The organism is Geobacillus sp. DSP4a, from assembly GCF_013096875.1.
Lineage (GTDB): Bacteria > Bacillota > Bacilli > Bacillales > Anoxybacillaceae > Geobacillus > Geobacillus thermophilus.
The window spans coordinates 18,451-34,308 of sequence record NZ_SDLD01000023.1 but is presented as its reverse complement, the minus strand read 5'-3'; the positions used below and the strand labels follow the sequence as shown (position 1 = coordinate 34,308).

At 52.7% G+C, this 15,858-nt stretch carries 14 protein-coding genes and 2 tRNA genes; all 16 read left to right on the top strand.

Annotated features, from left to right (window positions below):
• Positions 1-9: 9 nt before the first annotated feature.
• The 16 genes from ETC02_RS09695 to spoIIE all read left to right on the top strand — a co-directional run bounded on the left by ETC02_RS09695 (position 10) and on the right by spoIIE (position 15,854).
• Entirely contained in the window at positions 10-957 is a 948-nt protein-coding gene (locus ETC02_RS09695) for a ribose-phosphate diphosphokinase (protein WP_063211259.1), read from the top strand.
• Between the two features lie 77 nt (positions 958-1,034).
• Positions 1,035-1,667, top strand: a complete 633-nt coding sequence (locus ETC02_RS09690; RefSeq protein WP_050368039.1) for a 50S ribosomal protein L25/general stress protein Ctc — start codon at positions 1,035-1,037, stop codon at positions 1,665-1,667.
• A 60-nt stretch (positions 1,668-1,727) separates the two neighbouring features.
• The gene (gene pth, locus ETC02_RS09685) at positions 1,728-2,288 is read left to right on the top strand and encodes an aminoacyl-tRNA hydrolase (protein WP_033008986.1); all 561 of its coding nucleotides are present in this window, start codon (positions 1,728-1,730) and stop codon (positions 2,286-2,288) included.
• A 102-nt stretch (positions 2,289-2,390) separates the two neighbouring features.
• A complete protein-coding gene (gene fin, locus ETC02_RS09680; protein ID WP_033008984.1) occupies positions 2,391-2,621 on the top strand; it encodes an anti-sigma-F factor Fin in 231 nt (76 codons plus the stop codon).
• An 88-nt stretch (positions 2,622-2,709) separates the two neighbouring features.
• A complete protein-coding gene (gene mfd / locus ETC02_RS09675) occupies positions 2,710-6,243 on the top strand; it encodes a transcription-repair coupling factor (RefSeq protein WP_063211258.1) in 3,534 nt (1,177 codons plus the stop codon).
• 228 nt (positions 6,244-6,471) lie between these two features.
• A complete protein-coding gene (spoVT, locus tag ETC02_RS09670) occupies positions 6,472-7,008 on the top strand; it encodes a stage V sporulation protein T (protein ID WP_033014196.1) in 537 nt (178 codons plus the stop codon).
• A 320-nt stretch (positions 7,009-7,328) separates the two neighbouring features.
• Positions 7,329-8,885, top strand: a complete 1,557-nt coding sequence (locus ETC02_RS09665; protein WP_063211256.1) for a putative polysaccharide biosynthesis protein — start codon at positions 7,329-7,331, stop codon at positions 8,883-8,885.
• A 6-nt stretch (positions 8,886-8,891) separates the two neighbouring features.
• Positions 8,892-10,352 (top strand): bifunctional methyltransferase/pyrophosphohydrolase YabN, encoded by a 1,461-nt coding sequence (gene yabN / locus ETC02_RS09660; RefSeq protein ID WP_063211254.1) that lies wholly within the window; start codon positions 8,892-8,894, stop codon positions 10,350-10,352.
• Positions 10,353-10,364: 12 nt separating this feature from the next.
• Positions 10,365-10,646 carry an RNA-binding S4 domain-containing protein gene (locus ETC02_RS09655; protein WP_033008978.1) on the top strand — a complete coding sequence of 94 codons (282 nt, stop codon included), beginning with the start codon at positions 10,365-10,367 and terminating at the stop codon, positions 10,644-10,646.
• 362 nt (positions 10,647-11,008) lie between these two features.
• The gene (gene yabP / locus ETC02_RS09650; protein ID WP_033008977.1) at positions 11,009-11,314 is read left to right on the top strand and encodes a sporulation protein YabP; all 306 of its coding nucleotides are present in this window, start codon (positions 11,009-11,011) and stop codon (positions 11,312-11,314) included.
• Entirely contained in the window at positions 11,311-11,943 is a 633-nt protein-coding gene (gene yabQ, locus ETC02_RS09645; RefSeq protein WP_033008975.1) for a spore cortex biosynthesis protein YabQ, read from the top strand. Before yabP ends, yabQ begins: the two co-directional genes overlap by 4 nt.
• Positions 11,944-11,959: 16 nt before the next feature.
• Complete coding sequence (locus tag ETC02_RS09640; RefSeq protein ID WP_050368043.1) at positions 11,960-12,331, top strand: FtsB family cell division protein; 372 nt, start codon at positions 11,960-11,962, stop codon at positions 12,329-12,331.
• A gap of 118 nt (positions 12,332-12,449) precedes the next feature.
• A complete protein-coding gene (locus tag ETC02_RS09635; RefSeq protein ID WP_171698241.1) occupies positions 12,450-12,845 on the top strand; it encodes a S1 domain-containing RNA-binding protein in 396 nt (131 codons plus the stop codon).
• Positions 12,846-13,012: 167 nt separating this feature from the next.
• Positions 13,013-13,089: transfer RNA gene (locus ETC02_RS09630), tRNA-Met, on the top strand.
• Between the two features lie 11 nt (positions 13,090-13,100).
• Positions 13,101-13,172, top strand: a tRNA-Glu gene (locus tag ETC02_RS09625).
• Between the two features lie 204 nt (positions 13,173-13,376).
• Entirely contained in the window at positions 13,377-15,854 is a 2,478-nt protein-coding gene (gene spoIIE, locus ETC02_RS09620) for a stage II sporulation protein E (RefSeq protein ID WP_050368044.1), read from the top strand.
• The last annotated feature ends 4 nt before the right edge of the window (positions 15,855-15,858 follow it).

The window sequence follows — 15,858 nt, the reverse complement described above, 5'->3', positions numbered from 1 at the left end:
AGGTTTATCATGTCTGAATGCCAGCACCAACTAAAGTTGTTCGCCCTTAACTCGAACATGAGGCTAGCGAAAGAAATTGCGGAAGTCATGGGGATCGAGCTTGGCAAATGTTCCGTTTCCCGCTTTAGCGACGGGGAGATCCAAATTAACATTGAGGAAAGCATCCGCGGCGACCATGTATTTGTCATTCAATCGACGAGCGTCCCGGTCAATGAGCATTTAATGGAGCTGCTCATTATGATCGATGCGTTAAAGCGGGCGTCCGCGCGCACGATCAATATCGTCATCCCGTATTACGGCTATGCCCGCCAAGACCGGAAAGCGCGGGCGCGCGAGCCGATCACGGCCAAGCTGGTGGCGAACTTGCTTGAGACGGCCGGGGCGTCGCGCGTCATTACGCTTGATTTGCATGCCCCGCAAATCCAAGGGTTTTTTGATATCCCGATCGATCATCTAATGGGCGTGCCGATTTTGGCTGATTATTTTAAAAGCAAACAGTTGGATGACATTGTCGTTGTGTCCCCGGATCACGGCGGCGTAACGCGGGCGCGCAAACTCGCCGACCGTCTGAAAGCGCCATTGGCGATCATCGACAAACGCCGGCCGCGCCCGAACGCGGTGGAAGTGATGAACATTATTGGGCAAGTGAGCGGGAAAACGGCCATTTTGATTGACGACATTATCGACACGGCCGGCACGATTACGCTCGCGGCGAACGCTCTTGTTGAACATGGGGCGAAGGAAGTGTACGCGTGCTGCACCCATCCGGTGCTGTCTGGTCCAGCGATCGAGCGCATTCAAAGTTCCAAAATTAAGGAACTGATCGTCACCAATTCGATTGCCTTGCCAGAAGAAAAGAAAATTGATAAAATTGTAGAGCTGTCGGTGGCGCCGCTCATTGCTGAAGCGATTACGCGCGTGTATGAAATGAAGTCTGTCAGCGTCCTGTTCGACTAACGCAAGAAAACATGTTTAGCCCTTCTTGTTTTAGGATAAAGTAGTCAATAGATTCTAATTCAGGAAGGTGAAGAAACATGGCGATTGTGTTGGAAGCGAAAGAACGCACAGACAAAAAACGTTCGACATTGCGGCGTATTCGTTCGCAAGGGGGCATTCCAGCGATTTTGTACGGCAAAAAAGTCGAAAACAAAATGATTTTTGTCAGCGCTGCTGAACTGGAGAAGGCGCTTCGTGAAGGTGGGCGCACGAGCTTGATAACATTGAAAGTCGGCGGCGACGACTATTCGGTGCTCTTGCGCGAGCTGCAGCGCGATCCGCTGCGCGGCGAGCTCCTTCACGCTGATTTTCAAGCGGTCGACATGTCGACAGAAGTCGATATTGACGTAGAAGTCCGATTGGTGGGCGAAGCGCCGGGGGTAAAAGACGGCGGCGTGTTGCAGCAAAACTTGCATGAGTTGTCGATCCGCGTCTTGCCGGCGAACATTCCGCCAGCGATTGAAGTGGACATCTCCGGTTTGCAAGTCGGCGATACCGTCACGGTTGGCGATGTGCAGACAGATGGAAAATTTGAAATTAACCATGAACCTTCCGAAGTGATTGCGACGATCTTGCCGCCGCAGCAGGAAGAGGAAATCCATAGCGGCGAGCAGCAAGAGCCGGGGCAGCCTGATGCCGAGGAAGGAAGAGAGACGACGCCAGAAAAGTGACAGACGTAACCGTTTCGGTTACGTCTTTTGTAGTATCATGCATAGAGAGGGGCGCAACGATTGAAGCTGTTTGTCGGGCTTGGAAATCCGGGCAAGGAATACGAGCAAACGCGGCACAACATCGGTTTTTTCGTCATTGATGAGCTGGCCAAACGTTGGGACGTTTCGTTGAAAACCGCCAAGTTCCGCGGCCTGTTCGGAACGGCGTCCGTTTCCGGCGAAAAAGTGGCATTATGCAAACCGTTGACATATATGAATTTATCAGGGGAATGTGTTCGCCCGCTCATCGATTACTATGGCATCGCCATTGAAGATGTCATTGTTATTTACGATGACCTCGATCTTCCGCCAGGAAAAATCCGCCTTCGCTTGAAAGGGAGCTCCGGCGGTCACAACGGTGTCAAATCGCTTATCCATCACCTCGGCACCGAGCAGTTTAAGCGCATTCGCATCGGCATCGGCCGGCCGGCCGGCGGGCAGCCGGTGGCGGATTATGTGCTCAGCCGTTTTACGGAGGAGGAGAAGCCGGCGGTCGCTGAAGCGGTTTTGCGGGCTGCCGATGCGTGCGAACAGGCGGTGGCGGCGCCGTTTACCCAGGTGATGAACGAGTTTAACAAGTGAATATTTTCCTCCAAACTGGTGCACAATGTGAGTACGGAAGGCATGGGGCGCCGGCTCCATCCGCCCTGCGGACGGAACAGCCCAGTGAGGAGGTTTGCTTCGATGGCATTGCATTACTATTGCCGCCATTGCGGCGCCAAAGTCGGAACTATTGACCAGGTATCCGTCTATAGCGAAAAGCTCGGATTTCACCATTTAACGGAAGAGGAACGGCTTGATATGATTTCGTACGAGCCGAACGGGGATATTCACGTCAAAACCATTTGCGAAGACTGTCAAGAAGCGTTGGCGCGAAATCCGGAGTGGCATCAATACGAAAAATTTATCCATTAGGCGCAGCTTTGGGCGACCAAAGCATTTTTATGTTTTGGCTGAACGCGGAAAGAGAAAGAAACTAGCATTGAGAGGAGGGAGAATAGGGGTGCTTTCATTGCATCGCTATTTAGCTGAGAACCAAGATGTTCGCACCATCATAGAAGGAATCCACGCCCGCCTGAAAGAACAGCTTGTCGCCGGGCTGTCGGGGTCGGCCCGGTCTGTTTTTGTTTCCACGCTTTATAAGGAAACGGGACGCCCGTTGCTCGTAGTGGCTTACAACTTGTTTCAGGCGCAAAAAATGTATGATGACCTCGTTTCGCTGCTCGGTCCGGACGAGGTGTTTCTGTATTCCGTCGATGAAGTGATCGCCGCCGAAATGGCAGTCGCCAGTCCGGAGCTGAAGGCACAACGCCTCGAAATTATGAACCATTGGGTGCAAGGCGGTAAGGGGATCGTCGTCTGTCCGGTCGCCGGCCTGCGGCGCTTGCTGCCGCCGCCATCGCTTTGGAAACAGTATTTGTTCACGTTCACGGTTGGACAAGAGCTGGATCTCGAGCAGTATAAACAGCGGTTTGTCCAAATGGGATACAAGCGGGTGGCAACTGTTTCCGCCCCTGGGGAGTTCAGCATCCGCGGCGGCATCGTGGATATTTATCCGCTCACGGCCGAGCTCCCGTACCGGATCGAGCTGTTTGATACGGAAATCGAATCGATTCGCACGTTCACCCCCGATGATCAGCGCTCGCACGGGCAAGTAGAGAGCATCGCCATCGGCCCAGCCGACGAAATCATTCTCGACGAGGGGACGCGGCAGCGGGGGATTGAACGAATTGAAGCCGGTTTGGCGGCCAGCCTCGAAAAAATGAAGGATGACGCCGCCAAGCAGCGGATGTACGAACAGATCCATGCCGAATTGGAACAGTTGCGCGAGGGTCGGGAAATCGAGCAACAATATAAATATATGTCCCTTTTCTATGAGAACGTTTCAAGTTTGCTAGATTATATGCCGGAAGACGGCGTGCTGCTGATGGATGAAATGAGCCGGTTGCAGGAGACGGCGGAGCGGCTCGACCGCGAAGAAGCGGATTGGTATACAAGCCTGCTTGACAGCGGGAAAATCATTCATGATGTGCCCATTTCACACTCACTTTCTGAATTGTTGAAAAAACATCGATTCCAGCGGGTTTATTTGTCCTTGTTTTTGCGCCATGCGCCTTATACCCATCCGCAAAATGTCGTCAATATTACGTGCAAGCAAATGCAAAACTTCCACGGACAAATGGCGCTTCTCCAGTCTGAAGTCGAGCGTTGGAAGAAAGCGAATTACGCCGTCGTCTTTTTGGCGCCGGATGCCGAACGGGCAAAAAGGCTGCAGTCAGTTTTGGAAGATTATGGGGTCGATGCAGCGCCGCTTCCGCCTGAGGCCGCACTGCTTTACGGCAAATGCCAACTTCTCGAAGGCGATTTAAATACAGGATTTGAGCTGCCGCTGCAAAAGCTGGCTGTCATTACGGAAGAGGAACTGTTTAAGAAGCGAGCGAAACGCCCGGTGCGCCGGCAAAAGCTGTCCAACGCCGAGCGGATCAAAAGCTACGCTGAACTGCAAGTCGGCGATTACGTCGTCCATGTCAACCACGGCATCGGAAAATATTTAGGCATCGAGACGTTAGAAATCAATGGAGTGCATAAAGACTACATCCATATCCAATATCAAGGCGGCGACACGCTGTACGTCCCGGTCGACCAAATGGATCAAGTGCAAAAGTACGTCGGTTCGGAAGGAAAAGAGCCGAAAATTTATAAGCTTGGCGGCTCGGAATGGAAAAAAGTCAAAAAGAAAGTGGAATCGTCTGTTCAAGATATCGCGGAAGATTTGATCAAGTTGTATGCCGAGCGCGAGGCGAGCAAGGGGTACGCGTTTTCGCCGGACACGGAAATGCAGCGCGAATTTGAGGCCGCGTTTCCATATCAAGAGACGGAAGACCAGCTCCGGTCGATTGAAGAAATTAAGCGCGATATGGAAAGCGAAAAGCCGATGGACCGCCTCCTTTGCGGCGATGTCGGCTACGGGAAAACGGAAGTGGCGCTGCGCGCGGCGTTTAAAGCCATTATGGACGGCAAGCAAGTCGCTTTTCTTGTGCCGACGACGATTTTGGCTCAGCAGCATTACGAAACGGTGCGTGAGCGGTTTCAAGGATTTCCGATTAACGTCGGGCTGCTCAACCGGTTCCGCACGAAAAAACAGCAGGCGGAGACGATCAAAGGGTTGAAAGACGGCACAATCGATATGGTCATTGGCACGCACCGGCTGCTGTCGAAGGATGTCAAGTTTAAGGATTTAGGGTTGCTCATCATCGACGAGGAGCAGCGGTTTGGCGTGGCGCATAAAGAAAAAATCAAGCAGCTGAAAGCGAATATCGACGTGCTCACCTTAACGGCGACGCCGATTCCGCGGACGCTTCATATGTCGATGATCGGCGTGCGCGATTTATCGATCATCGAGACGCCGCCGGAAAACCGGTTCCCGGTGCAGACGTATGTCATGGAATATACGCCGGAGCTTGTCAAAGAGGCGATTGAACGTGAGCTCGCCCGCGATGGGCAAGTGTTTTTCCTCTACAACCATATTGAAGACATCGACTTGAAAGCGGAAGAAATCGCCCAGCTTGTCCCGGAAGCACGCGTCACGTTCGCGCACGGGCGGATGTCAGAAACCGAACTTGAATCAACGATTTTAGCGTTTTTGGAAGGACAATATGACGTGCTCGTGACGACGACGATTATTGAGACAGGCGTCGATATTCCAAACGTCAATACACTCATCGTGTACGATGCCGACCGGATGGGGCTGTCGCAGCTGTACCAGCTGCGCGGGCGCGTCGGCCGTTCGAACCGCGTTGCCTACGCGTATTTCACCTACCGGAAAGACAAAGTGCTGAATGAAACGGCGGAAAAACGGCTGCAAGCCATTAAAGAGTTCACCGAGCTTGGCTCCGGCTTTAAAATCGCCATGCGTGACTTGTCGATCCGTGGCGCCGGCAATATTCTCGGCGCTGAACAGCACGGCTTTATCGACTCGGTCGGATTTGACTTATATTCGCAAATGTTGAAAGAGGCGATCGAAAAACGGCGCGGCTTGAAACGGGAAGACGAGCGGCCGGAAGTGACGATCGACGTGGAAGTCGACGCCTACATTCCGGATTCCTACATTTCCGATGGGCTGCAAAAAATCGAGATGTACAAGCGGTTTAAAGCGGTCGAGACGCTCGAAGATGTTGAAGCGCTGCGCGAAGAGATGGTGGACCGCTTCGGCGATTATCCGGATGCCGTCGCCTATTTGCTGCAGATTGCCGAGATCAAAGCGCTGGCGAAACAGCTCGGTGTTGAATCGATTAAGCAACATAAGCAGCAAGTTGACATTCTATTCACTGAAGAAGCGTCGAAAACGGTGGAGATTCAGCGCTTGTCCGGCGTCGGCCGCCAGTACGGGCGCCTGTTTGGGTTTGGCATGGAGGGGGTGAAGCTGAAAATTGTGCTTTACATTAAGCAAATGAAAGCGCACGAGTGGCTGGCGATTTTATATGAGACGTTGAGGGAATTGTCCGGAGTGAAAAACGAAAAGTCGATCATCGCCTAGCTATAAAGAAAAAATGAGGCGTTATGTTCATTTTATACGTTTACGGTTTTGCTGATGTGGCGATAGTGAAGGATGGGCAATTTTATCTAAAATGGCCAAAATCACTTTCATCGTGCATAGAACGTGGATTGTGAAGGATACTAATGACAACAATGGTGAATTCCCCATTACAACAGGATTCATCGGAGTATCCTTCAAATCCTAGATGAAAGTGAGGGTATACAAGGCATGAAAGCAACCGGTATTGTTCGTCGGATTGACGACTTAGGCAGGGTTGTAATTCCGAAGGAAATTCGCAGAACATTACGCATTCGCGAAGGAGATCCGCTCGAAATATTTGTCGATCGCGATGGAGAGGTCATTTTGAAAAAATATTCGCCGATCAGTGAGCTCGGCGACTTTGCCAAGGAGTACGCCGAGGCGCTGTTTGACAGCCTCGGACAGCCGGTGCTCATTTGCGACCGCGACGTATTTATTGCCGTCGCCGGTGTTTCGAAAAAAGAATACATGAACAAAAGCGTCAGCCCGTTAGTGGAGAGAGCCATGGAAGATCGCAACTCCGTTCTCCATACGGAGGAGGGCGAGGTCGAGCTGGTCGACGGGATGACGGAAACGTTGAAGTCGTATACGATCGGCCCGATTGTGGCCAACGGCGATCCGATTGGAGCCGTCATCATTTTATCGCGCGAGAAAACGCTCGGCGAAGTTGAACATAAAGCAGTGGAAACAGCGGCCAGCTTTTTGGCCCGGCAAATGGAACAATAAATGGAACGCAAAAAGAGGGTGTCCCAAAAGATCGGGACACCCTTTTTGATCGGGCCGCACATTTATCGTTGATGGGAGAAGGTCGGGATCTTTTCCTTTCTGCTTTGTCTGCAATGGGGTTGCTATGTTGGTTGGTCCGTTCCCGTTCCGCTGGACTGAGGCCATGGCCGATGGGCGGCTCCCGCTTTTGTCTCATCGCCTGCATTGCGCTATAATATCGAGCGTAGCCGTTTGTTGCGGTAATGTTGACGGTTTGCGCGGCCAATGCTCTTGATGGACTGTTCGCCATCTGGCGCCATACAAGCGGGAGGAGAAGGGGCATGGGAAACGTATGGAAAGGTGCAGCTGCCTTGACTGCTGCCACTTTGCTTACGAAGCTGTTAAGCGCGCTCTACCGCATCCCGTATCAAAATATGGTCGGGGATGTCGGTTTTTATATTTACCAACAAGTTTACCCCATTTATGGAATCGTTGTCGCGCTGTCGCTGACCGGTTACCCGGTTGCCATTTCGAAGCTCATCGCTGAGCGGCTGGCGGCACGGGACGAGGCGGGCGCGGCCGCTGTCGGCCGCATCGCGCTGCTGCTGTTGGGCGGGGCGGGAGCGGTGTTGTTTGCCGTGTTATATATAGGAGCCGGCGCCATTTCGTCATGGATGGGCGACAGGCAGCTTGAAGGGTTGGTGCGGGTGCTTTCATTTTCATGCTTATTCTTTCCGCTCATTGCGGTGTTGCGCGGCGTTTTTCAAGGGTGCCATGACATGGCGCCGACGGCAGTGTCCCAAGTCGGCGAGCAGACGGTGCGTGTGACGGCGATTTTAGGGTTGTCTTATTGGGCGATCAAGCGCGGCGCTGACACCTATGCGTGCGGCATGGCTGCGGTCGGCGGGACGTTGGCGGGCATGGCGGCCGCGCTTCTCATCTTGCTCTTTTATCTGGTCCGGCGCGGACGGCAAAAACCGGCCGGGCGTACGCCGCCCGGCTCGGTGCGACAGGCGGGATGGCATTTGCTTACAGTTGGAACGGTCATTTGTTTCACCAACATGGTGTTGACGCTTGTTCCGCTCGTCGACTCGTTTTTGTTCGTCCCGCTTCTCCAAGAAACCGGGCTGGAGTTGAATGAGGTGAAAGAGTTAAAAGGGGTGTACGACCGCGGCCAGCCGCTGATTCAGCTTGGCACGGCTGTCGGCACATCGCTTTCATTGGCGCTTGTTCCGTTCGTTTCCGGCATGCGGCGCGGGCGGGAGCTGTCCTTTCTGCACAGCATGCTGCCGATCCGGTTCGCCGCGGTCATCGGCGTCGGCGCTTCATCGGGGCTCATTTGCCTCATTCGCCCGATCAACACCATGCTGTTTGAAAACGACCGCGGTTCGTTGGTCCTTGCCGTCTTGTCCGCTTCTGTCTTTTTTGCGACGATGGCGTTGACTGCCTCCGCTTTATTGCAAGGAATGGGGAAAGAGTGGACAGCGGCGGCCGGCGTGGCGGCGGCTTTGGCAGGGAAAATCGTCCTTATGCGCTGGCTTGTGCCGTCGTTCGGCGCCCTTGGCGCCGCCTTGGCGACAACAGGGGCTTATGCGCTTATGGCAGGCTTCTTATACGTGCGTTTGCCGCGTGAATGCCGGTCAGCGCGCGCCCGAGTATGCATATATCCAATTGTGAAGGCGGCTGTCGCCATGATGGCGGTGCTGAAGTTGTATACATGGTTAATGGACGCTTCAGGCGGGGGACGCCTATGGGCGTCCGCCGAGGCGCTTGGCGGCGTCGTTCTCGGCGCGGCTGTCTATATCGCATGCATCGTGAGGGGGAGTGTATTTTCCGAACAAGAGTTGTCCGCTCTCCCGTTCGTTCACAAATTTCATTTACGATTAGGAAGCAGGTGATCAGCGGTGAATACGATTTATATTTTCGGCCTTGGCGCCGGGGATGTGGAGCAGCTGACGGTCGGCGTGTATCGAAAGCTAAAAAAGGCGCATCCGCTTTTTTTGCGGACGAAGGAGCATCCGGCGGCCGAAGGGCTTCAAGAAGAGGGCATCGCGTTTACATCGTTTGATGATGTTTACGAAAAGCATGAGCAATTTGCTGATGTATATGAAGAAATTGCCGGCACTCTCATCGAGCAGGCAAAACACGGGGATGTGTTTTACGCTGTCCCTGGCCATCCGCTTGTCGCCGAACGGACGGTGCAGCTGTTGTTGGAAGCGGAGCAACGCGGCGATTGCCGGGTGGTCATCGAGGGCGGGCAAAGCTTTTTAGATGCGTTGTTTACAGCGGTGCGCATTGATCCAATCGAGGGGTTTCAGCTGTTGGATGCGACCGCTTTCCAAGGGGACGAATGGTCGCCATCGCTGCATGCTGTCTTTTGCCAAGTGTACGACCCGTTCGTCGCTTCGAATGTGAAACTGTCGCTGATGGAACAGCTTCCGGACGACTATCCGGTCTATATTGTGACCGCGGCCGGGACGAAGAGCGAACAAGTGAAGCAAGTGCCGCTCTATGAATTGGACCGTCAGGCGGCGCTTGACAATTTAACGAGCGTCTATGTGCCGCCGGTCAAGGATGAGCCGCTGCTATACCATCGGTTTGAAACGTTGCGCCGCGTCATCGCGACGTTGAGAGGGCCGCACGGCTGCCCGTGGGACCGGAAGCAGACGCATGCGTCGCTGAAGCGGTACTTGCTTGAAGAGGCGTATGAGTTGCTTGAAGCCATTGACGATGATGACGATGACCATATGGTCGAAGAGCTCGGTGACGTGCTGCTGCAAGTGATGCTCCATGCCCAGATCGGCGCTGACCGTGGGATGTTTTCGATTGATGACGTCATCCGGACATTGACTGCGAAGATGATTCGCCGCCATCCGCACGTATTTGGCGATGCGACGGCTGAAACAGCTGAGCAAGTTACAGCGAACTGGGAAAAAATTAAGGAGAAGGAAAAAGGGACCGGCCGGCCAGTGTCGATTTTAGCGGATGTTCCAAAAAGCCTGCCGGGGACGATGCGGGCGTATGAGCTGCAGAAAAAAGCAGCAAACGTCGGCTTTGACTGGGACGATGCCGCTCCCATTTGGGAAAAGGTAGAGGAAGAAATGGCGGAGTTCCGGGCTGAAGCGTCGGACGGCCGCCGCGCGGCGCTCGTCAGCGAGTTCGGCGACGTATTGTTTGCGCTTATCAACCTTGCCCGCTATTATGATATTCAGCCCGAAGAAGCATTGCAGATGGCGAACGACAAATTCGCCCGCCGCTTCGCCTACATTGAGGAGCAAGTGCGAAAAAGCGGCCGACCGATCACATCGTTCTCGCTCGCTGAGCTCGACCGCTTTTGGGAAGAAGCAAAAGAAAACGAACAGTAAGGGGGAAAGGGCATGCGCCTTGATAAATTTTTAAAAGTATCCCGCCTCATTAAACGCCGCACATTGGCAAAAGAAGTTGCCGACCAAGGCCGGGTGTGGATCAACGGCCACGTCGCGAAGGCAAGTTCAGATGTAAAAATCGGCGATGAACTGACGATTCAGTTCGGGCAAAAACGGGTAACGGTAAAAGTGACTAGCGTAAAAGAAACGGTGAAAAAAGAAGAGGCAGCCGAAATGTACGAGCTCGTTCGCGAGGAACGGACGGCCCCTGATCCGGATCAAGGAGGCGTTTAACGGATTTCCGAAAGACGTCTCCTGTCTCAGGGAGCGCGAAGGGCGAAGCCTAGTGAATAGGGGGAAGTGAATTTCGGCCGGCAATCGCCAATTGAATATCATTCGGTTCTTGTTCGAACGGGCGCCTTCGGAACGAAGGGAAGCGTCAAGGATTCCTGTGCAGGGCTGCCGTTCAGCGGAGCACGCACAAGGCGCTGGAAGCCCCCGCCTCTAAGTGAAGCGCAGGCGGTGGGGGTTCACTTTGTCCTTAAGGCTTGTTCTAAACGATCCCCCGCTGACATACATATGGTACAGACAGCGGATGAGAAACAACGGGCGGCCTAGCCGGCTTTCATTCTAAATCGGAAATGCGGGGGATGAACATGAACCGACATGAGGAATTTGGCGGAAACACGAATAAAGGCCCGGTCCAAGAACACGACGTGATCATGCGCGGCCGGCGCCTCCTTGACATTACCGGGGTCAAACAAGTGGAAAGCTTTGACAATGAGGAGTTTTTGCTTGAGACGGTCATGGGTTTTTTGGCGATCCGCGGGCAGAATTTGCAAATGAAAAACTTAGATGTCGACAAAGGCGTCGTTTCGATTAAAGGGCGCATTTTTGACCTCGTTTACTTAGACGATCATCAGGAGAAGGCTAAAGGATTCTTTAGCAAGTTGTTCAAATGACCATCACCACACAGTTCCTCACCATGCTCGCGATGATTGGCATGGGGGGCTGGCTCGGCATGGCGCTGGACACGTACAATCGGTTTCTCAACCGGCGTGAACGGGCGCACTGGCTCGTTTTCGTGAACGATGTACTGTTTTGGGCGGTGCAGGCGCTTCTCGTATTTTATGTGTTGCTGCTCGTCAACAATGGCGAGCTTCGCTTTTATCTGTTTTTGGCGCTGTTGTGCGGCTATGCCGCCTATCAAAGCCTGCTCCGTTCGTTGTACGTTCGGGTGCTGGAATGGCTCATTCAGCTGGCGGTCAGAACCGGAAACATCATCGCCCAGCTGTTCCGTTACATCGTGATCCGCCCGCTCGTTCTTCTCGGGCAAATGGCGCTTGCGCTTCTTTTGTTTGCCTGGCGGCTTGTGATATGGACGGGACGATTTTTGTTGCTTGCGGTTTGGAAAGCCGTTGTTCTTCTGTTTGCCCCGTTTCGTTGGACGGGCATCGCCGTTTGGCGGCGGATTCCGCCGTCCCGCCGGGCCTGGGTGGAAAAATTTTTTCGCCGTTTGAAGGGATTTGCTGGACAAATCAAGAATACACAAGAGAAAATAGGCATGTGGCTGGCGAAATGGCGAAAGTAAAAGAGGTGCAAAGGCAATGAACATGCCCAGGAGAACAAACGTGACGAAGCTGGCATCGACGTATGCGGCCGAGCAGGAGGAGAAACAGCGGAGGGCGTCGCGAAGACGGCGAATTTTGGCCATCCGTTTTGCCTTTTGGTCGTTGCTGTTGGCCGTGGTCGCCTCCGTCCTTGTCTATGCTTTGCACCTGCAGGCAAAGACGGTTGATGCGAAAAGGGCGGAAAAAGAAAGGTTGACCAAACAGCTTGCGGAACTGGAACGCCAGGAAAAGCAGATGAAAGAGGAAATGAAAAGGCTGCATGATGATGACTACATCGCTGAGCTGGCGCGAAAAAAATATTATTTGTCAAAGGATGGGGAAATTATTTTTGTGTTGCCCGAAAAGTAACAAATCCCTCCAATGCCCGTTCAATACGGGCATTCGTCATATTGACACTTATTTTTTTTATTCGCTATAATGAAAGCAACACCATCTTTAAAGCGTTTTAAGGAGGAGCACTTTTTTTATGTCGATTGAAGTAGGCAGCAAGTTACAAGGCAAAGTCACAGGCATTACGAAATTCGGGGCGTTTGTGGAGCTGCCGGAAGGTGTGACAGGACTCGTTCATATCAGCGAGGTAGCCGATAACTACGTCAAAGATATCAACGACCATTTGAAAGTCGGCGACACGGTGTATGTCAAAGTCATTAATGTCGGCCAAGACGGAAAGATCGGCTTGTCCATTCGCAAAGCAAAGGATACGCCTTCTTCGCAGCGGCCGAGCCGGGCGCACGACCGCTCTGCGGCTGACAGCTTAGAGCAAAAAATCAGCCGTTTCCTGAAAGAGAGTGAAGACCGATTGGCGTCGTTGCGCCGCCATACCGAATCGAAGCGGGGAGGTCGTGGAGCGAGACGCGGGTAACTTGCTGCTGAATGAATGCCGGAAAGATGACGAATAGGTGGACAACAAAGCATCCATGGTCATGGATGCTTCTTTGTTGGGTTTGGCGAAAGAAAGGATGTATTTTCCTGAACGATACATATTGACAATCGGTATGGGCTCCAGTATTATATTAACTGTTGCCACACGGCGGTGTAGCTCAGCTGGCTAGAGCGTACGGTTCATACCCGTGAGGTCGGGGGTTCGATCCCCTCCACCGCCACCAAAATTCAATATGGCCCGTTGGTCAAGTGGTTAAGACACCGCCCTTTCACGGCGGTAACACGGGTTCGAATCCCGTACGGGTCATCATCATTGACGAACGAGCATGCGCCATGAAGCGACATGCTCGTTTTTCGTTTTTGTCTGCTTCTGTCGGAACAAAAACGTTGCCTGCACATTGTCGGGAAAAACGTCGAACGATTTTTTATTTTTCTCCGTTATTTTGACAAATTTTTGGCAATTTCAAATATATAATAGGGGGTAATAGAAAAGCAAAGGAGAGGATCGGGAATGGAAAGAGTAGAAAGAGGGACGTTGCGCCGTATTTCGGAAGTGCCGATTCATGACACGCAAGCAACCGTATCGCGTTGGATACGCCATGTGAAGCTGCGCCTTGGCCACTTGTTCGTCCATCAAGGATTTTTGCTTCTTCTCGTCGGCTTTTTGCTTGGACGAGCACTCATTTTGGCGAAGCTGACCCCGTTTGCGCTGCCGTTTTTCGTTTCCGTCTATATGTTGCGCCGTGACAAGGCGGCCTTTGCTTTGATTGCCCTAATGGCCGGCGCGTTGACACTGTCGTTCGATGTTTTGCTGTTTGTCGGCGTTTCCATTTTCGGCTTTCTCTTTATTTACGGATGGGTGCGCAGGGTGATCAGCGAATCGTTAAAAATCGTCCCGTTCGTCGTCTTTGCGGTCTCATTGGCAGCGAAATGGCTGATCTCCTACTACTGGGTCGGGGAGCGGACGGTTTACGGGACGGCCATGGCGGTTGTCGAAGCCGGGCTTTCGCTTGTGCTTACACTGATTTTTATGCAAAGCATCCCTTTGCTGACGGTCCGGAAACACAAACATGCCTTGCGGGCTGAGGAAATCATTTCATTGATTATTTTGCTTGCCTCGATGTTGACAGGGATGATCGGTTGGTCGGCGTATGGCTTGTCGCTTGAGCATGTGATGTCGCGTTATCTCGTGCTGCTGTTCGCATTTGTCGCCGGGGCGGCGACCGGTTCGACTGTCGGAGTGGTCACCGGCCTCATTTTGAGCTTAGCGAACGTCGGCAACTTGTCGGAAATGAGCTTGCTTGCCTTCGCCGGGCTGCTCGGTGGGCTACTTAAAGAAGGGCGAAAGCTTGGGGTCGCGTTCGGGCTTATCGTCGCGACGTTGTTAATGGGTTTATACGGGAATGGAAAGGCGGAGCTTGTGCCGACGTTGCTTGAATCAGGCATCGCCATTGTGCTGTTTTTGTTCACGGCCCGCTCCTTGACAGAGAAAATCGCCAAATACATTCCGGGTACGGCCGAATATATCAATGAGCAGCAACAATACGTCCGCAAAATTCGCGACGTGACCGCCCAGCGCGTTTCACAGTTTTCGAACGTCTTCCAAGCATTGGCGGAAAGTTTTTCACCCGAACCATTGTCAGATGACAGTGAACATCAGGAGCGCGAAGAAGACTACTTTCTTGGCGATATTACGGGGCAAACGTGCCAAACGTGTTTCAAAAAGGCCCAGTGCTGGGTGACAAACTTTAGTACAACCTATGCGTATATGAAGCGAATGATGCATGAAGCCGAAGAAAAAACATTGGCGCACAACCATCAGCTGCTGCGCGAATGGGAGCGCCATTGCGTAAAAGCAGGCAAAGTCGTTGACGCGATGGAAAAGGAGATGGTCATTTATCAGGCGAATCGCAAACTCAAACAGCAAATTTATGAAAGCCGAAAACTCGTCGCCGAGCAGTTGCTGGGCATTTCCCAGGTGATGGACGATTTCGCCAAAGAAATGCAAAAGGAACAGGAAAACCATTATTTGCAGGAAGAGCAAATTTACCACGCTTTGCAAGAGTTTGGCATTGAAATCGGCCACGTCGATATTTACAGTTTGGAAAAGGGAAATATCGATATTGAAATGAGCATTCCGTATTGCGAGGGGCGCGGCGAGTGCGAAAAACTGATCGCGCCGATGCTGTCGGACATTTTAGGGGAAACAATTGTTGTCAAGCGTGAAGAGTGCGCCGCTTACCCGAACGGCTACTGCCGTGTTGCCTTTGGTTCAACCAAAGCGTTTGTCGTGGAAACGGGAGTCGCGTTTGCGGCTAAAGGGGGCGAGCTCATTTCCGGCGACAGCTATGCGACGATTGAGCTTGGCACCGGCAAATATGCGGTTGCCGTCAGCGACGGCATGGGCAACGGCGAACGGGCGCACTACGAAAGCCGCGAGACGCTGCGCCTGCTGCAAAAAATTTTGCAGACAGGGATGGACGAATCGATTGCCATTAAATCGATCAATTCGATCCTGGCGCTGCGGACGACAGAGGACATGTATGCGACGCTCGATTTGGCCATCATCGACTTGCAAAACGCCGCGACAAAGTTTTTGAAAATCGGGTCGATGCCGAGTTTCATCAAGCGGGGCAACAAAGTGATCAAGGTAGAGGCGAGCAACTTGCCGATGGGGATCCTTAAAGAGGTCGAATTTGATGTCGTCAGCGAACAGTTAAAATCGGGCGACTTGCTCATCATGATGAGCGATGGGGTGTTTGAAGGGCCGATGAACGTAGAGAACCATGATGTATGGATGAAGCGAAAAATTCAAGAGTTAAAAACGAACGACCCGCAGGAAGTCGCTGATTTGATCATAGAAGAAGTGATCCGCCAATGCGGCGGGGAAATTGAAGACGATATGACGGTCGTTGTCGCGAAAGTGCGGCACAACACGCCAAAATGGGCGACGATTCCCGCGTATATGTATATGAAAAAGGCGCAGTAATGCA